This is a genomic window from Tatumella terrea (assembly GCF_039523755.1).
Classification (GTDB): domain Bacteria; phylum Pseudomonadota; class Gammaproteobacteria; order Enterobacterales; family Enterobacteriaceae; genus Tatumella; species Tatumella terrea.
In genome coordinates this window covers 114,672-131,918 of sequence record NZ_BAAAFX010000012.1, presented here as the reverse complement: position 1 = coordinate 131,918, position 17,247 = coordinate 114,672, and the positions used below count along the sequence as shown (strand labels likewise).

Here is a 17,247-nt window from a genome sequence, read left to right as displayed (position 1 = left end):
GGATCCTTCGCGGGCGCAAATAAACCGGCGATGCCGGTTTATTTTTTTGCGGGTGCTCAGCGTTTGCTGAAGGCCAGTCTGGCCGCAAAGGAGAGGAGCACGATGCCGGTGAGCCGGTCCATGGTAGCCACCACCCGCGGACGATGGAAAAAACGACTCAGTGGACGGGTCGCCGCAATCAGTGTCATTAACCAGGTGATACCCAGCAGCATATGGATGCCGACCAGTCCCAGTGTCCAGAAAAATAAGGAATGGCCCTGCGGGATAAATTGCGGCAAAAAAGAGACATAAAAGATACCGACTTTCGGATTCAGCATATTCCCCGCCATCCCTTTTAGCAGCCAGTTTGTCTGCCGGTTACCGGGACTTTCAGAGGTCACCATTCCTTTGCGTGGGTGAAGTAACATGCCAATCCCCAGCCAGCAAAGATAAGCGGCTCCACAGTATTTCAGCAGATCGTAAGCCAGTTCAGAGACGGCAATGAGTGCTCCCAGACCGCAGGCGACAGCGACTCCCCACAGAAGGCATCCGAGGTTGATTCCGGCAGCCGCCTGAAGGGCCTGCTTACGACCTTCCACCGTAGCCGTCCGCAGAACTAAGGCCGTATCCAGACCCGGCGTCAGGGTCAGCAGGCCGGCAGCCAGCGTATAGGCAATAAGACTTTCTGTTATCGACATCGTTACTCTCCCGCAGAACCGTTTTTGTTAAACAGTGTTATAACAAATTACCGGCGGGGAAACAGCCTGATTCAGAGGAGGAAACGCCAGAGAAGGATGCGGGCGAAGGTGACGCCCCGGGCCCCGGGGACGTCATGATAACGATCAGGAGGCTTCAAACAGTGTCTGGTGACGGGTCTCTTTACTCAGCAGTAATGCCAGTAACGTCAGGGTTGCCATGGCGGCCAGATAGAACCCGACGGCGGATAATCCGTAGTGAGTATTCAGCCAGGTCGCGATATAAGGTGCCACAGATGCGCCGAGAATCGAGGACAGGTTATAGGAGAACGACGCTCCGGTGTACCGTACTTCGGTCGGGAAAAGCTCGGGTAATAATGCCCCCATCGGGCCGAATGTCAGCCCCATAATGCTTAATCCGGTCAGCAGGAAAAGCATGACCAGCCAGGGGGAACCTGAACCCAGCATATGCGGGAAGATAAAGGCAAATGCGATAATCAGTAAGGTAATCACTATCATCGTACTGCGGCGACCAAAGCGATCCGCCAGCACACCCGCGATCGGAATCGTTATCCCGAAACCAATCACCGCCACCATCAGCATCCACAGGAAGCTGGAACGGGAGAACCCTAAGCCTGCCGGGGCCGGTGTCGTGCCATAACTCATGGCATAGACCGTCATAATATAAAACAGGGTATAGGTGGCGAGCATAATAAAGGTGCCGAGCAATGTCGCGCCGGGATATTGAGTTAACAGCGTACCGATAGGAACTTTTACCTGTTTTTTCTCTTTTTTGACTTTGGCGAAGACCGGGCTCTCATGTAATGAAACCCTGACGTACAGCCCGATGATCACAAGGATTGCCGACAGAATAAAAGGCACACGCCAGCCCCAGCTCATAAACTGCTGATCATCCAGCAGCCAGGAAAGGAGTAAGAAGGTACCGTTGGCAAAGAAAAAGCCAATAGGGGCACCCAGTTGCGGGAATGAGCCATAGAGGGCACGTTTTTTCGCGGGGGCGTTTTCAGTCGCCAGCAATGCGGCTCCGCCCCATTCACCGCCCAGTCCGAGTCCCTGACCGAAACGGGCCAGTGCCAGTAACAGCGGCGCAGCCACGCCAATGGTGGCGTAGCCGGGTAATAAGCCAATCGCGACCGTCGAAATCCCCATGGTCAGCAAAGAGGCGACCAGCGTGGCTTTGCGACCAATGCGGTCACCAAAATGGCCAAAAACAGCAGAGCCGATAGGACGTGCGACGAAGGCGATCGCAAAGGTTGCCAGTGACTGAAGCGTGGCGACGGTCGCATCTCCCTGCGGGAAGAAGATATGCGGAAAGACAATAACGGCGGCCGTGGCATAAATATAAAAATCGAAGAATTCAATGGCGGTTCCGACCAGGGAAGCAACAACCACTTTACCCCGGGAGTTCATCGGGGGGGATTCTGCGGGTGAAGGACAGGGTTCTGTATTGCTATTTTGCATAATAATAGTTTCTTATTTTTGTAACGATGGACGAACCATATTAGCAGCAGTTTTAAGGTCAGCAATCCCGAACATCCCAGTCACAGCGCGGATTATCGGCATAAAAGTGGATAATATGTATAGTGTTCCGGTTGCCGGAATATGACTGCAGAGAGAGGTGGGTTTTTCAGAGGATATCACTGCAAATCAGCTTAAAAAAAGTCACCGGATGGCTTTGTCTGGCTGATTTGCAGAAAAAACATTCACGGGGCAATATTTTCAGCTGGATTCATTTCCGCTTACATTTTGTGATATTCCGCCCGCTGAGGCAGTCTCTTCTGACGACGTCTCATGCTCCTCATACTGCGCTGTCGCTATCCATGCAGCACAGAACAGCGTCAGTCTGGCAAAGAAGTAGAAAAATGCCATCAGGCCCAGCACCGACCCGAATGCTGCGCCGGAGGGGGATGATGCCACTTTCGGCAGCATAATCGTCATAATGAATTTAATCACCTCAAACCCGATAGCCGCCAGCAGGGTTCCGCGGAACAAGGCTTTTTTAGGCGGCTGATGGCGCGGGAGGATCCAGAATATCCAAAGGAAAATCAGGTAATTGGCAGATACGGAAATCACTAGCGCAATAATGGTCATCACCGGCCTCAGCCAGTCAATATGGCCCAGCCCTAATGCATTAACGATGGCTGTCTGCGCCGAACCGGCGATGGAGTTTAACGACAGGGAAATAATTAAGGCCAGCATCAGGCCGGTAAGCGAAATAAAATCACGCACGTAGCGGAACCAGATTTTCTCCTGGTCGTGGGATTTTCGTTCCCAGACATCGCGTGACTGTGCACGGATGGCTTCACGCAAATTTCCCACCCAGCTGATCCCGGAATACAGCGCCAGCAGTAACCCGGTGATACCGACCGTGGTACGTTGCTGGATAGCGGTTTGTACGGTGCTTTTCAGTGTACCCGCCAGACCCGGGTCACTGATACTGCCGACAATTTTATCAATCAGGCTGGTCAGCAGATTCTGGTTAGAGGCCAGTACAAAGCCCACGGCAGCAAAGGACACCATCAGAATGGGGATCAATGATAAAAAAGAGAAGTAGGTGATCGCGGCACCGAACTGACTCCCCAGCCGATCATTAAATCGATCGAGGGCCCGAAGAAAGTGCGCGACCGCCGGGATATTACTGAACCAGTTAATACTTTTGGAAGCCCGGTTAATTGAGCGATCGACGGTGGGGTTACCGGTATTGATCATCGGCACCGGTTGCAGCTTTTTTTCGTTGCCGGAAGGCATTTTTTCCGTCATGAAATTGACGCTCCTTTGCTAGCCAGTTGAGAATACAGGTTAATTATAGCGGGCAATCGGGCCTCCGACGAACCGTAGCGGGACCCTTCTGCCGGATATCGGTCTCAGGGCAGCGTAATTGCCCCACGGATGCGTGTGGAAGAGTGGCCGCCGACCCATATCCCGTCCTGTTCAAAACGAATATCGAGGCAGCCGTGACGGCCGATGGAAAGTCCCTGACGGGCCCGGTAATCGCGGGTCTGACCGTAGCCGGCAAAATACCAGGCCAGGCAGGCGTTAGCACTTCCCGTTACCGGGTCTTCGACCAGAGTATTGTTATGGGAAAATATCACCCTGACTTCATAATCATCACCGCTGCCGTCGTTGACGGGGGCAAACAGCACGACCCCTTTTACGCCAGCGTCATGCTCCAGAGCGTCCAGCGTCGCAGTTGTCAGTGTCAGAGCGCGCAGTCCGGTGACATCGGGAACCGGAAGCAGTAACCAGCGGCTGCCGATACCTCCGATGGCCGGTTGAAATTGCTTCCCGGTGAGCGGGCCGGTCAGGGTGTCGGTCAGCGGGGAAGTAAAGGGGGTGATCACCGTTTCAGGGGCAAGGAATGCCAGACTCTGGTCGTTCTGACGACGGACAGTGATTAACCCTGCGGCGCATTCCTGAATCACTTTCCCTTGTTTCTCCTCAATCATCGCCTGCTCCAGCAGTGCATGTGCGGTCCCTAATGTCGGGTGGCCCGCGAAAGGGAGTTCTCCGCCGGGCGTGAAAATTCTGACATGATAATCCACCCCGGGCTGTTTAGCGGGGAGGACAAAGGTGGTTTCGGAGAGATTCATCCAGCGGGTAATGTCCAGCATCTGCCGGTCGGTCAGCCCCCCGGTATCGAAAACAACTGCCAGAGGATTTCCCTGAAACGGGAGGGTACTGAAGACATCGACCTGACTAAATGCAACCTGGCGGCTCATGGCTATTTCCTTAATTAACAACGAGAGAATAGTGTGCCAGCACTTGCACCGCGAAAGGTTCTGTTTTATCCGTCATCAGAGGAGGTTATCCGGATCGCTGTAGCGAATGGAGCAGATACAAAAGAGTGAGTCAGCGGAGCTGTCAGAAAAGGGGGCAGCAGCTCATCAAGCGGAGAACGTGGCTCCCGGGCACCCGTGAGACGTCACCCCGGCACCGAAGAAAAACCAGCATCGGTGCGCAGGTATGATAGTCAGGGTCAGCAGGCCCTATGCAGCGGTCCCCGGGAGAAAGTCAGCATGGCGGGGTTAACCTGATTACCGAATACCGGCAGGTGATAACCCCGTTCATTAACGCTCAGGGAGGTGAAATCTGACCGACTCACTTTCGCTTTCCGGGCGAAAGCGAGTCAGCACTACTCAGTCACTTTCCCACGACATCTGCCGTGGTATGACCCTCATCATTAGCGGCCGGAATGACCGGTGCGTCTGCCGCGGAGCCGACAGGAGCAGAGTAATGAAGCCCCAGAATACGGCTGGTGGAAGAGAGTACGCTTTCTGTCGCGGCAATATCGCCTTCCAGAGAAGTGCCATAGGACGGGATCATCTGACGTATTTTCTGCTGCCATGCTTCCGCGCTCATCTGCGCAGGGAATACTTTTTTCATCAGGTCCAGCATGATGCTGGCGGCTGTGGAGGCGCCGGGTGAAGCCCCCAGCAGGGCTGAAACCGTTCCATCCTGTGACGTAACAATCTCAGTCCCCAGACGCAAAACGCCACCTTGCTTAGGATCATTTTCGATAATCTGTACCCGTTGACCGGCAACGACCAGGCGCCAGTCTTCAGCTTTAGCGTTGGGGACATATTCCCGCAGAGCCTTCAGGCGGTCATTATCATTCTGCAGCACCTGACCGACCAGATATTTGATAAGGTTAAGGTTCTTACCACCGACCTGCATCATTGGCAGGAGATTAGCAGGGGTCATAGAGCCAAACATATCCAGCAAGGAACCCTGTTTGAGGAATTTGGTCGAGAATGTTGCGAACGGGCCAAATAACAGCACCTGTTTACCATCCAGCATACGGGTATCGACGTGAGGCACCGACATCGGAGGCGCGCCGACACTGGCTTTACCGTACACTTTTGCCAGATGCTGCCTGACCAGTTCCGGGTTCTCGGTCACGAGGAAAGAGCCGCCTACCGGGAAACCTGCATAACGACGGGCTTCCGGGATCCCGCTTTTCTGCAGTAAAGGCAGTGCAGCACCACCGGCTCCGATAAAGACATGTCCGGCAATCAGTTGTCTTGAGGTTCGGGTGGTCAGGCAGTGCAGTGTCACCTGCCAGCGACCGTCACTCCGTCGTTTGAGATCACGGACTTCCTGACGGGTTCTTAGGGTGAAGTTGTCATTCTGCTGCAGGGCATGGATCAGCTGACGGGTAATTTCGCCGAAATTCACATCGGTACCGATTTCAGTCCGGGTGGCGGCAATCGGTGTGCCTGGCTGGCGTCCTTCCATCAGCAGCGGCACCCAGCGGGCAATTTGCTGCGGATCTTCAGAGTACTCCATCCCACGGAATAAGGTGCTGTTCTTCAGCGCATCAATGCGTTGACGAAGAAAGCGGACATTCTGCTCGCCCCAGACAAAGCTCATATGGGGAGTGGTATTAATAAAAGAAGCAGGATTATTCAGCCGGCCGAGCTCCACCTGAGAAGCCCAGAACTGTCGTGAAATCTGAAAAGATTCATTGATGGCGACAGCCTTACTGATATCAACAGAGCCGTCGGCTTTCTGTGGGGTATAATTCAGTTCTGCCAGCGCGGAATGTCCGGTGCCGGCATTATTCCAGCCGTTGGATGACTCCTCAGCCACTCCGGAAAGACGCTCTACCATTTCCAGCGTCCATTCGGGTTCCAGCTCCTGCAGGAAAGTTCCCAGTGTGGCACTCATCACACCAGCGCCGATCAAAAGTACATCGACGTCTTTTCCTTGCTGAACCTTTTGCTCTGTTGTTGCGACACTACTCATCGCAAGAGAAAGGTTCACTGTTGATCTACACATGAGGCCACATCTCCTCTTCTGTCCGGCATTGACCACTGACAGGCTTACGGGCAAATAAGGGGTTTCAGGTAAGGTGATTATCACCCATCTGAAAAACCGAAAGTTATCCGGCAATCTCAAAACAGAAAAAAGTATGAGTTAGTGCCGCGTTATATATTTTACCTTTGAATATAACATTTATTTCCCGGAATTAAACAGTTGTTTACCCCCGCCATTTTAGTAAAAAGTCCGGTAATGACAGCCAATTACAGAGATAAGCAGGCGGCGGGCACGGGGATATTCCGTGGCATAATTTCTTACAATTACCGGGGGTACGGAGAGGGGAGCGTTGCGGGTGTTCAGAAATACCGTGCAGGCCAGGGAGACTGCCTTATCGGGTGTGTTTTCCCCGGCCCCCGGGGGCAATCCCCCGGCCGACGGATATTGCGGTGACGCCGGGGAGCCTTGTCAGCCGTTTATTGCGGATGAAGACGGCGCCATAAGAATCGCAGAATAAAATACTCGATCGCTCCGAGGAAAAGAAACCACAGAAAAAATACGATGGTATACAGCTGATTTAAATCCATTATATGAAATAAGGACATCATTTTTCTGGCGAGATCAATCCCGAAGGCGGGAGCCGGCAATAACAGCGCAGACAGGAAACCGAGTAATAAAATCCCGGCCGGGATCAGGAGTGTTTCAAGCGGATTTTTCATGATACAGGTGATCCGGAAAAATGAAGTATCCGCCATTCTCCGGGAATTTGCCCTGCCTTTCAATCTTCCTGTCAATGCCCTGAAAAGGATAGCTGTGGCACCGGCTACCGGTTGTCTGTTTATGCGCCGGATACCGCTTTCTGTGGTTTTGCCCCGGGATGAGGCCCGGAGTTCCTTATTTTCCATCAGGTTAGCGTAAAGTTAGTTTGGGTTAAGAGGTATAGCCTTTGCTATAACTAACACCATGATTTTATTGTCTTTTTTTATTCAACCCTTCGTGGTAAACTGCGCCATCTTCGGGGTGGAGAAGAAATAACATCCCCCATTACAGTGTCCTGAGAGACAAGTCTGAGCGATAAAACCTGATGGATGTCATAACAACAATTATTCTTGCCTTTGGCATGTCGATGGATGCCTTTGCCGCCGCACTCGGAAAAGGGGCAACATTAAAAAAACCAGGTATCAAAGAGGCTTTGCGTACCGGATTTATTTTTGGTGGCGTGGAAATGCTGACGCCATTGATTGGCTGGGGGATTGGCCTGGCAGCCAGTAAGTATGTGATGGCCTGGGATCACTGGGTCGCATTTACCCTGCTGGCTATTCTGGGTGGCAGAATGATCATAGGCGGTTTGCGCCATAGCCCGGCGGAAGAGTGCACTGCGCCTGAACGGCATGGTTTCCTGGTATTGGCGATGACAGCGGTTGCCACCAGTCTGGATGCATTGGCGGTTGGCGTAGGGCTGGCTTTTTTACAGGTCAATATACTGGTGACGGCACTGGCTATCGGCGGTGCGACGACCATCATGGCAACCACGGGAGTCATGGTGGGGCGCTTTATTGGTCCGGTATTGGGTAAATGGGCTGAAGTTCTCGGCGGCGTAGTGCTGGTCGGGATCGGATGCACTATTCTGATCGAACATTTAGGGTTGCTGAACTGACCCACTGCGGGCGGGCGGTCCTGCAGGCCGTTCTCCCGTGTGTTGTCTGACCCCCTGTCTCAGGGTATGCTGGTTATGCAACGACGGACGAGAGGCTTCCCCGGAGGATCAGTCCGTTGTTACGGGGTGATGGTGTTCCGCCTCAACCAACCGCCAGTCCGCTCCATGGAATGGCTGATGACGCCTGACATAATCCTTAACCCGCATGCCGGGGGGATGAGTGTGTCAGGTGATAAGTTCTGTCACTCTTCCTTCGCCGGCGGCACAAAACTCTTCAGGAATCTGATATGTTGAAGTCTTTCATGGCTGTTTTACTGGGTGGCGGCGCTGGCTGTCTGTTGCGCTGGTGGTGTTCACTCCGGTTTAATCCTTTATTTACCGGCTTACCCCTCGGCACCCTGCTGGTCAATCTGGCCGGCGGATTGATTATCGGTGGAGCGCTGGCCTGGTTTGCCCGTCATCCGCAATTAGATCCTGCCTGGAAGTTGTTAATTACTACCGGGTTATGTGGCGGGCTGACTACCTTTTCGACGTTTTCCGCTGAGCTGATGGTAATGCTGCAGTCCGGGAAATACGTCTGGGCGATGACCAGTGCCTGTCTGCATCTGTTCGGCACATTGCTGATGACCTTTGCCGGCTTTGCGCTGGTGACTGCCATCAGTTAGGTTGTCGCCCCGGGTCACCCCGGCGCCAGCCAGTGGTGCCGGGGTTGATACCCGGTTTTTCAGTGATGCCCCGGAATAGCATCGACCAACGTTTGGGTATAGGCATGTTCCGGTGAAGATAATAATTTCCGGGCGGTTCCCTGCTCAACCACATTTCCCCGATAGAGTACCAATAGATCATCACACAACTGGCTGGCGACTCTGAGGTCATGGGTAATAAAGACGATGGCTACCCGGGTTTTCTGCTGGATCTCAGCAAGAAGTTCCAGTACCTGTGCCTGTACTGAGACGTCCAGCGCAGAAACGGATTCATCTGCGACCAGTAAAAGCGGGTCAAACATAAGTGCTCTGGCAATACCAATACGCTGGCGTTGTCCGCCGGAAAATTCATGCGGATAACGATCATACGCTCCGCTATCTAATCCGACTAACGCCAGTAAGCGGAGCGCCTTGGCGTGGATCTCTGCATCGGTCATTCCTCCATGCGTGCGCGGGCCGATGGAGAGGAGGGTTCCGATAGTCTGACGCGGGTTGAGTGAAGCGAAGGGATCCTGAAAAATCATCTGAATCAATGGTCGGGTAGGGCGAAAATCTTTTTCTCTGACCGGAATAATATCGTGACCGTTAAAAAGGATTTGCCCCGAATCAGCATTGAGTAATTTAACCAATACTTTGCCAAGCGACGACTTCCCGGATCCGGATTCTCCTATGACCCCCAATGTTTCCCCTTTCCGTAAGGTAAAACTGACATTATTCAGCGCAATGACCTGGCGTGAGCGACCAAAGAGCCCCGATGATTTTCGGTATGTTTTACATAAATTAATCGCTTCTAAAATGACCGGGGCATCAGATAATCGCGGGCGGGAATGCTTTTCTAACTGTGGTACTGCCTGTATTAATTGACGGGTATAGGCGTGAGTGGGCTGCCGAAGCACCTGGTCTGTCACACCCTGTTCAATCACTTTTCCGCCGCGCATAACGACGACCCTGTCAGCAATTTCTTCCACCACGCCAAAATCATGGGTGATAAACATCACACTCATTTTTTTCCGGTGTTGCAGACGTCGGATCAGTGCCAGGATTTGTGCCTGAGTGGTGACATCAAGCGCAGTGGTCGGTTCGTCGGCAATCAGTACATCAGGATCTAATGCCAGCGCCATCGCTATCATGACCCTCTGGCGTTGTCCGCCGGAAAGATTAAAAGGGTATTGATGCTGAATTATTTCCGGCTCCGGTAAACCGACTTCTTCGAGCAGAGCGATGACTTTATCCTGTGACGAAAGCGTGTGATCGGCGGTATGTGCTGTCAGTACTTCAGAAATCTGTTTCCCGATGCTCATGACGGGATTGAGGGCAGACAGGGGATCCTGAAAAATCATCGCTATCGTTTTACCTTGCAGGCTTCTCATCGCTGCGGGTGTCAGCGTCAGTATATCCTGAGTATTCAGGATGATTTTTCCCTGCCTGACGGTTAATGCATGCGCCAGTAACCCCATTGCCGCATGCGCGGTGACTGATTTTCCGGAGCCGGACTCGCCAATAATACAGAGGATTTCTCCGGCAATAAGATCAAAACTAATATCCTCAACGGCATATTCGCGATCCATACCTGCGGGTAATGCGACGGTCAGATGCTGGACCGATAATAAAACCTTATTCTGCGAAGCGATATCCGGCATATTCATCATCTTGTCCTTTATCATAGCGGTTACAGGGAGTGATGATTTTTACTCTTCTGACGCTAACAGCTAAATAAAAATTAATGAAAGATCATTTTATTATGACTTTTTATCCCTGACCGGATTTTAGTGAAATCACAAAATCCTATGAATAAAATAGTTGTGACTGTCCACTAATCTGTTAATACTAAGATTATTCTTTAGTATCCGGCCGGGAGGTGAGGTATGGAGAGTGAGGGAATAATCGGGGGCAGGCTGATATCACAGGATTTCGGCGGACTTGAATTATTGCTGAGTTTCTATATTCGCAGAGTGAATATTGCGGTATCCCGCCATCTTGATAAGAAACTTTCTGGTCTGGATGTGGCGAAAGGGACCGGTAAAATAGGCACGTTACTTATTGTCTCTCGTCATCCGGGAATTAGTCCTTCGGAAGTTGCTGATATTATCCTTCGGGATCGTTCCTCGATGGGGCGATTATTAGTGAGGATGGAAGCTCAGGGATTAATTCTGAGAAACGTTTCACCTCATGACCAGCGTTCTCTGGCACTTTACCTCACACCTGCAGGTCATCGTTTAGCGGAAAAAGTCATTCAGTTAACCCGGCAGCAGGATGATGAATTTTTTTATATGGTTACTGCAAGTGAAAAAGAAACCATGATTCATGTTTGCGATAAAATACTTAACTGCTATCAATCTGAAGTCAGTATCTGAATATACGATAAATAATTATATAAAGATGACATTTTTCATTACCCGCTGAATCAAGACATGTCGCAGCCACAGAGTATTTCTTCTGCAGGTAATAAAAATGTCTCTGCGGTGGTGGATCTCGTTAAATTATCGGGAGAACCTGATAACTCCTTCTCCAGGTAAAAGTGATGCGCGGTGTGTGAACGCACCGGTAGTCTGAACATAACCCGAGGATTGCAGATGTCGAAAAAAACGGACGAAATATTACCCGAAATATCCCGTCGCCAGGCCCTTTTTTTCCTTGCTGCCGGAGCCGCTTCCTTTGCATTACCTGATCTTTTTGGTATGGGTAAGGCAATGGCTGCGATCCCAACCCAACGTAAAGGGCAGATGGTAGTTGGTTTCTCTCAGGAACCTACGGTATTTAATCCTCATTTACCGCATATTGAAGTTGATGAAGGTATCCACTTCAGTATCTTTGACCCATTATTTGCTATCAATGAAAAAGGCGAGTTTACTCCCGCTCTGGTGACGGAAGTTCCCACGACTAAAAATGGGGGAATATCAGAGGATGGTTTAAATTTCCATCTTAAACTTCGCGATGACGTCAAATGGCATGATGGCCATCCATTTACAGCGAGTGACGTTAAATTCACGCTGCAATTACTGGTGGATCCTGCTTTCCGCAGTTGGCGTAAAACGGGACATGATTTAGTTCGGGATATTAAGGTGATCTCGCCGACGGAAATCAGCTGGCGAATGGAAAAGCCTTTTGCACCTTACCCCTCAATCCTGGCCTCAACATTTATTGTCCCTGAACATATTCTTGGGCCGGTAAAGGATAAGAATAATGCGCCATTTAATAATGCTCCGGTAGGGACGGGACCATTTAAGTGGAAACAAAGGGTTGCCGGAGATCATATTGAGCTCGAGGCTAATCCACATTATTACACCGGAGGACCCGGTCTCGAAAGGATCATTTATAAATATATTCCTGATTTGAATGTGATGTATACCCAGTTCGTTTCCGGTGATATTGATGTGGTGGGGTTACAGTGGATAACTGCCGATCATTATGCGGATGCAAAAAAACTACCAGGGAAAGTCGTGGACGTCGCTTCCAGTGCGACTCTGGAGAACTTTGCATTCAACCTTGGTCGTCCACAGTTCAAAGAAGTTGCGGTGCGGCAAGCTATTTATTATGCAATCGATAAAAAAACCATTATCGAATCGCTATATTACGGTTTACCAAAAGAGACCGAAACCTATATGCCTGAAGGGTCATATTACTATGCACCTTCGTTGCCCGGACATGAATACAACCCTGATAAAGCGAAGGCATTACTGGATGCCGCCGGCTGGACGCCCGGAGCAGATGGAATTCGGCAGAAAAATGGGGTCAGATTATCTTTCACTAACTCGACCACTGCCGGAAATCAACTGCGTGAGCAAATGCAGCAATTTATGCAGCAGTCGTTTCAGGATATCGGTATCGAAATGAAGATATCGAACCTGCCACCGTCAGTGATGTGGGGGGAATACTGGATGATGTCCAGGTTTGATACAGCGATCGTTGGATTGAATTTTCTGACCGGTGCCGACCCGGATACTACGGACTACATGTCCTCAGGAGCAATACCTGCACAAGGCGGGGTCGGCCAGAATACCTTCCAGTACCGGAATCCGGAAGTTGATGAATTGCTGAAAAAAGGGAGTACCGAATTTGACCCGGATCAGCGGAAGGTTATTTATCAGAAAATTCAGCAGACTGTCCGCCAGGATCTTCCGTTCCTGCCGCTGTTTCCGTTCGCGAATGTTCGCGGCCATAAGCAGGGAGCGATGAATATCATCCCTAATGTGAATGTTCGCATCGATAGCTGGAATGTCGGTACATGGTATTGGGCCTGAGCCCGTGAAGAGTCCCTGAGGGTAATAAGGATACGTATGCTGAATTTTCTTTTACGGCGTAGCGGGCAGAGCGTGGTGGTCTTATTTCTGGTATCGATCATTGGCTTTGCCGCCCTTAATCTCGCGCCCGGCGGGCCATTATCACAATATGCGCTGACCCCGGGCATGAGCCAGCAAACTTTACACCGGCTGGCTGAACAAATGGGGCTTAATCGACCTTTACCGGTACAGTATTTCGACTGGCTGACTCATCTTTTACGGGGAGATTGGGGACATTCTTATCGTGACGGCCAACCCGTGTTGCACATTATTTTCTCTCATCTGCCGGCCACTTTATTGTTGATGGTAACGTCCACCTTACTGGCCGTCACCCTCGGGCTCTGGGTGGGCGTAAAAAGTGCCGTTCGTCGTTACAGCCTTTTTGATGATATTGCGACGATGGCTTCAATGATCGCCCTGTCGATCCCGACGTTCTGGTTTGGGCTGGTTGCTATCTACTTTTTCTCTCTCAAACTTCACTGGTTTCCGGCGGGCAATATGTACACCATCGGTAACGGTTCAGTCGGGGATATTCTGCACCACCTGGTATTACCGGTATTGGTGCTGACCTTTGTGGATATCGCTATCTGGAGTCGTTATATGCGCAGTGCGACGCTGGAAACCATAAACCAGGATTTCGTTAAAACGGCACGCGCTAAAGGACTCACGCCACGGCAGGTATTGCTGCGCCATGTTGTCCGTAACGCATTACTCCCTATGGTCGCATTGGCGGGGATGCAGTTGCCGACCATCCTTGGTGGTGCACTGGTCGCGGAAACGGTATTTACCTGGCCCGGAATGGGGCGTTTGTTCCTGGATAGTCTGGGGTATAGCGATTATCCGGTGGTCATGGGCTTACTGATGTTTTCTGCCATTATGGTATTAGCGGGTAATCTGCTGGCCGATGTGGTGACTGTACTTGTTGATCCCCGTATACGGCCTGAATAAGGAGGATACGATGTCTGATACCCCGTTGATGATTACCCGCGCGTCTGCGCCCGGTTGGTGGAAAAACCGTACACTGCAACGTTTTCTTCGCCATCGTCTGGCCTGTACAGGGGTTATCGTTATTTTGCTGATGACACTGGCCTGCATTATCGGTCCGTCACTTTTACCCTTTGATGATTTACATATTGACCTCAGACATCGCTTTGCCCCGCCATTGAGTGGCTGGCATCTTCTGGGAAGTGATCCGTTAGGACGAGATACGCTGGCACGACTGCTTATGGCCGGACGGATATCGCTACTGGTGGGGTTCTTTTCTATGGTACTGAGCATTGTCTTCGGTGCAACCATCGGCATTATTGCCGGCTATTATGGCGGTAAAACTAATGCGGTTCTGATGCGCGTTGTCGATGCTTTCCTCTCTTTCCCTGGTGTCTTCCTGTTACTGGCGTTGGCCGCATTTTTGAAACCCAGCCCGCTCATGATCACTGTCATTATCGCGGTAACCAGTTGGATGGAAGTGGCGCGTATCGTTGAAACCGAAGTGAGGTCGTTGCGTGAACGTGAATTTATCCTTGCCGCAAAAATGCTTGGATTGTCTGGCCGCTGGATTATGTTCCGGGAATTATTACCCAATGTTGTCGGACCGATTATTGTGGCTGCGACCCTGACTGTCGCCAGGGCAATTTTGATGGAAGCCTATATCAGTTTCCTGGGGTACGGGATCCAGCCCCCACTCCCGAGCTGGGGCAATATGCTGAATGGTGCTCAACAGTATCTGGCGCAGGCCCCCTGGTTAGCGTTAGCACCGGGTCTGGCCATTACACTCGCGGTAACCTGCTTTAACTGTATTGGTGATGGTTTACGTGATGCACTGGATAACCGGAGCCATTAGTACGACTTCACTGAGCATTGTTCCGTGAAGGTCTTTCTGTTCATTGATTGGGAGGCCTGATGGCAGAGTCAGCATTACCGGTAGCGATGATTAGTGGTGCCGGACGTGGAATAGGGGCAGCGATTGCAGCTGAACTCACTGCGCATGGCTGGGCTGTGAGCCTGGGCTGCCGGAGGCCGGGTTCTGTACCCGCCGATGCCCGGCAACTGGTTTGTCATTATGATGCTCTGGAAAGCCAGAGTGATCAACGATGGATTGACAGTACCCTGGCCGCTTACGGGCGTATTGATGCCGTTATCCATAACGCCGGTATCATGTTGCCACGTTCAGTGCTGGAGGCGACAGATGAAGAGTTTGATCAGCAGTTTGCCGTAAATGTGAAGGCACCGATGCGCCTTACCCGTAAGCTATGGCCATGGCTTAAAGCCAGTGGTCGCGGACGCGTCATTACCCTGGCTTCCCTCTCCGCAAAGCGGGTGAAATCGGCGCAGTCAGGTCTGTATGCCATGAGTAAATTTTCGGCACTGGCCTTCACTCACGCGCTACGCCATGCCGGAGAGGCAGACGGTATTCGGGCCTGTGCCATTTGTCCGGGGTTTGTCGCAACAGATATGGGGATGTCACTAAGTCAGATCCCTGCAGAGAAGATGACCCAGCCAGAGGATATTGCGCTACTGGTCAGAACCGTACTGATGTTACCTAACCGTGCCAGTATTGCGGAAATACCGGTTAACTGGGCCGTGGAAGATAATTACTGAGGTGAATTATGGGACTCAATGTAGAGGTCGTGCATTCCTCCGAACAGTTTCCGGAACAGACCGAAGTCGTGGTGATTGGTGGCGGCATTATTGGTGTTGCTACGGCTCTCTCACTGGTATCCCGGGGGATACCGACCGTGCTGGTTGAGAAAGGTTATATTGCCGGAGAACAGTCCAGTCGTAACTGGGGGTGGTGCCGAAGGACAGGGCGTGATTTACGGGAATTGCCACTGATTAATCTGAGCATGCAACTGTGGGAGACGATGAATATTCGCCTGCAACAGGATTGCGGCTTCAGTGTGACGGGGATTGCCTATGCGTCATCGACTGAGCAACAACTTCAGACACATCAGCAGTGGCTTCAGGAAGCAAAACACTTTGATGTAAAGAGTGAAATGCTCACATCTGCACAGTTACACGAAAAAATGCCTGGCTTGCAGGGGAATTTCTATGGTGCGTTATTCACCGCTGGCGATGGTCGTGCTGAACCGCAACGCGCAGCCCCGGCGCTGGCAAAAGCAGCCTGTGAGGCCGGTCTGAATCTGCAACAACATTGTGCGGTACGTCATATCGGATATGCCGGTGGTAAGGTCAGCGAAGTTGTCACAGAGCGAGGCACTATTCGTTGCCATTCTGTCGTGGTGGCGGGGGGGGCATGGTCGCGCCTGCTGATGCAGGGTTGTGACCTGGTGTTACCTCAACTGAAAGTCCTGAGTATGGTGCTGCGTACCGCTGCTACCGATTTTGACCCCGGAATGAGTGCCAGTTTTGGGAGTGTTGCGCTGCGTAAACGCCAGGACGGTGGGCTGACGGTGGCGAGTTCATCGACCAGTATCAGCGATATTACCCCGGATAGCCTCAGATTTATGCGCTCCTATCTGCCGGCGTATCGTCGTGAGAGGAAAAATATTAATTTACGTCTGGGGAGCCGTTTTCTGCATGAGCTGATGCACTGGCGACCGGGGGATGTAGAACATCTTTCTCTCTATGAAAAGATACGGGTTCTGGATCCGCAGCCAGATGCTGCGGCCGTGGCGGGAATTCTTAATAATCTGCATCAGGTATTACCTCAGCTGCGTTCATTATCAGCAGAACAAAGCTGGGCTGGCTATATTGATACTATGCCGGACGCGATTCCGGTGATTTCAGGTGTGGATACTCTCCCCGGATTGTTCATTGCGACTGGATTCTCCGGTCATGGTTTTGGTATTGGTCCGGGAGCCGGTCAGCTGATGGCGGATTTGGTCATCGGTAGCACACCTTCTGTCGATCCTCACCCGTTCCGCTTGAGTCGTTTTACCGACGGAGAAGAAATTCAGGCCCAGCACTGGTTGTAATCTGCGATGCCGGTGTCTGCCGGGGTCCGGTGTTATGTCTGTTATCTTTGTCAGGTCTATACCTGTTTTTCGGATGACGGGTTGTCGGTCTGATTGGTACATCGATCATGCTCGCGCGGTCCGGCTATCTGAGAAAGATTATCAACCGGGGCAGCAAAGCGTATCCGGTATTTGGTCATCTGTGCGATTACCGTTTTTGCCCGGTTTTCCAGATTAAGC

The 17,247-nt window shown here is 51.5% G+C and carries 15 protein-coding genes and 1 riboswitch; of the genes, 8 read left to right on the top strand and 7 right to left on the bottom strand.

The features are described 5' to 3' along the window. Positions 1–56: 56 nt before the first annotated feature. The 6 genes from ABD035_RS08125 to ABD035_RS08100 form a co-directional block, all read right to left on the bottom strand. Positions 57–677 carry a LysE family translocator gene (locus ABD035_RS08125; RefSeq protein WP_212714776.1) on the bottom strand — a complete coding sequence of 207 codons (621 nt, stop codon included), beginning with the start codon at positions 675–677 and terminating at the stop codon, positions 57–59. A 144-nt stretch (positions 678–821) separates the two neighbouring features. Further along, positions 822–2,156 (bottom strand): MFS transporter, encoded by a 1,335-nt coding sequence (locus ABD035_RS08120; protein ID WP_212714775.1) that lies wholly within the window; start codon positions 2,154–2,156, stop codon positions 822–824. A 258-nt stretch (positions 2,157–2,414) separates the two neighbouring features. Then, on the bottom strand, positions 2,415–3,455 hold the full coding sequence (gene yhjD / locus ABD035_RS08115) for an inner membrane protein YhjD (protein ID WP_212714774.1): 1,041 nt from the start codon (positions 3,453–3,455) through the stop codon (positions 2,415–2,417). Between the two features lie 104 nt (positions 3,456–3,559). Continuing rightward, entirely contained in the window at positions 3,560–4,414 is an 855-nt protein-coding gene (locus ABD035_RS08110; protein ID WP_343869209.1) for a PhzF family phenazine biosynthesis protein, read from the bottom strand. 421 nt (positions 4,415–4,835) lie between these two features. After that, a complete protein-coding gene (gene mqo, locus ABD035_RS08105) occupies positions 4,836–6,473 on the bottom strand; it encodes a malate dehydrogenase (quinone) (protein WP_343869207.1) in 1,638 nt (545 codons plus the stop codon). Between the two features lie 455 nt (positions 6,474–6,928). Further along, positions 6,929–7,171 carry a DUF1158 family protein gene (locus tag ABD035_RS08100; RefSeq protein WP_343869205.1) on the bottom strand — a complete coding sequence of 81 codons (243 nt, stop codon included), beginning with the start codon at positions 7,169–7,171 and terminating at the stop codon, positions 6,929–6,931. Positions 7,172–7,536: 365 nt separating this feature from the next. Between ABD035_RS08100 and mntP the strand changes: the two genes are divergently transcribed. Beyond that, positions 7,537–8,109 carry a manganese efflux pump MntP gene (gene mntP, locus ABD035_RS08095; RefSeq protein WP_212714771.1) on the top strand — a complete coding sequence of 191 codons (573 nt, stop codon included), beginning with the start codon at positions 7,537–7,539 and terminating at the stop codon, positions 8,107–8,109. Positions 8,110–8,225: 116 nt separating this feature from the next. Further along, positions 8,226–8,303, top strand: a riboswitch (Fluoride riboswitch). Between the two features lie 93 nt (positions 8,304–8,396). Continuing rightward, the gene (gene crcB, locus ABD035_RS08090; RefSeq protein WP_343869202.1) at positions 8,397–8,774 is read left to right on the top strand and encodes a fluoride efflux transporter CrcB; all 378 of its coding nucleotides are present in this window, start codon (positions 8,397–8,399) and stop codon (positions 8,772–8,774) included. 59 nt (positions 8,775–8,833) lie between these two features. Here the strand turns inward: crcB and ABD035_RS08085 are convergent, their stop codons facing one another. After that, on the bottom strand, positions 8,834–10,462 hold the full coding sequence (locus ABD035_RS08085; protein ID WP_343869200.1) for a dipeptide ABC transporter ATP-binding protein: 1,629 nt from the start codon (positions 10,460–10,462) through the stop codon (positions 8,834–8,836). 216 nt (positions 10,463–10,678) lie between these two features. Here ABD035_RS08085 and ABD035_RS08080 point away from each other — a divergent pair, with 216 nt between their 5' ends. The 6 genes from ABD035_RS08080 (at position 10,679) to ABD035_RS08055 (ending at position 17,028) form a co-directional block, all read left to right on the top strand. Further along, a complete protein-coding gene (locus ABD035_RS08080; RefSeq protein ID WP_343869198.1) occupies positions 10,679–11,167 on the top strand; it encodes a MarR family winged helix-turn-helix transcriptional regulator in 489 nt (162 codons plus the stop codon). A 219-nt stretch (positions 11,168–11,386) separates the two neighbouring features. Continuing rightward, a complete protein-coding gene (locus tag ABD035_RS08075; protein ID WP_343869196.1) occupies positions 11,387–13,054 on the top strand; it encodes a peptide ABC transporter substrate-binding protein in 1,668 nt (555 codons plus the stop codon). A gap of 36 nt (positions 13,055–13,090) precedes the next feature. After that, on the top strand, positions 13,091–14,041 hold the full coding sequence (locus ABD035_RS08070) for an ABC transporter permease (protein ID WP_343869194.1): 951 nt from the start codon (positions 13,091–13,093) through the stop codon (positions 14,039–14,041). A gap of 10 nt (positions 14,042–14,051) precedes the next feature. After that, positions 14,052–14,933, top strand: coding sequence for an ABC transporter permease (locus ABD035_RS08065; protein ID WP_343869192.1), 882 nt, complete (start codon positions 14,052–14,054; stop codon positions 14,931–14,933). Positions 14,934–14,992: 59 nt separating this feature from the next. Beyond that, on the top strand, positions 14,993–15,691 hold the full coding sequence (locus ABD035_RS08060; protein ID WP_343869190.1) for an SDR family NAD(P)-dependent oxidoreductase: 699 nt from the start codon (positions 14,993–14,995) through the stop codon (positions 15,689–15,691). Between the two features lie 8 nt (positions 15,692–15,699). Continuing rightward, on the top strand, positions 15,700–17,028 hold the full coding sequence (locus tag ABD035_RS08055; protein WP_343869188.1) for an NAD(P)/FAD-dependent oxidoreductase: 1,329 nt from the start codon (positions 15,700–15,702) through the stop codon (positions 17,026–17,028). Positions 17,029–17,247: the final 219 nt, after the last annotated feature.

Coding starts and splice junctions, on each gene's coding strand:
- ABD035_RS08125 (WP_212714776.1), bottom strand. CDS start 677: ATGTCGATAACAGAAAGTCTTATTGCCTATACGCTGGCTGCCGGCCTG.
- ABD035_RS08120 (WP_212714775.1), bottom strand. CDS start 2,156: ATGCAAAATAGCAATACAGAACCCTGTCCTTCACCCGCAGAATCCCCC.
- yhjD (WP_212714774.1), bottom strand. CDS start 3,455: ATGACGGAAAAAATGCCTTCCGGCAACGAAAAAAAGCTGCAACCGGTG.
- ABD035_RS08110 (WP_343869209.1), bottom strand. CDS start 4,414: ATGAGCCGCCAGGTTGCATTTAGTCAGGTCGATGTCTTCAGTACCCTC.
- mqo (WP_343869207.1), bottom strand. CDS start 6,473: ATGTGTAGATCAACAGTGAACCTTTCTCTTGCGATGAGTAGTGTCGCA.
- ABD035_RS08100 (WP_343869205.1), bottom strand. CDS start 7,171: ATGAAAAATCCGCTTGAAACACTCCTGATCCCGGCCGGGATTTTATTA.
- mntP (WP_212714771.1), top strand. CDS start 7,537: ATGGATGTCATAACAACAATTATTCTTGCCTTTGGCATGTCGATGGAT.
- crcB (WP_343869202.1), top strand. CDS start 8,397: ATGTTGAAGTCTTTCATGGCTGTTTTACTGGGTGGCGGCGCTGGCTGT.
- ABD035_RS08085 (WP_343869200.1), bottom strand. CDS start 10,462: ATGATGAATATGCCGGATATCGCTTCGCAGAATAAGGTTTTATTATCG.
- ABD035_RS08080 (WP_343869198.1), top strand. CDS start 10,679: ATGGAGAGTGAGGGAATAATCGGGGGCAGGCTGATATCACAGGATTTC.
- ABD035_RS08075 (WP_343869196.1), top strand. CDS start 11,387: ATGTCGAAAAAAACGGACGAAATATTACCCGAAATATCCCGTCGCCAG.
- ABD035_RS08070 (WP_343869194.1), top strand. CDS start 13,091: ATGCTGAATTTTCTTTTACGGCGTAGCGGGCAGAGCGTGGTGGTCTTA.
- ABD035_RS08065 (WP_343869192.1), top strand. CDS start 14,052: ATGTCTGATACCCCGTTGATGATTACCCGCGCGTCTGCGCCCGGTTGG.
- ABD035_RS08060 (WP_343869190.1), top strand. CDS start 14,993: ATGGCAGAGTCAGCATTACCGGTAGCGATGATTAGTGGTGCCGGACGT.
- ABD035_RS08055 (WP_343869188.1), top strand. CDS start 15,700: ATGGGACTCAATGTAGAGGTCGTGCATTCCTCCGAACAGTTTCCGGAA.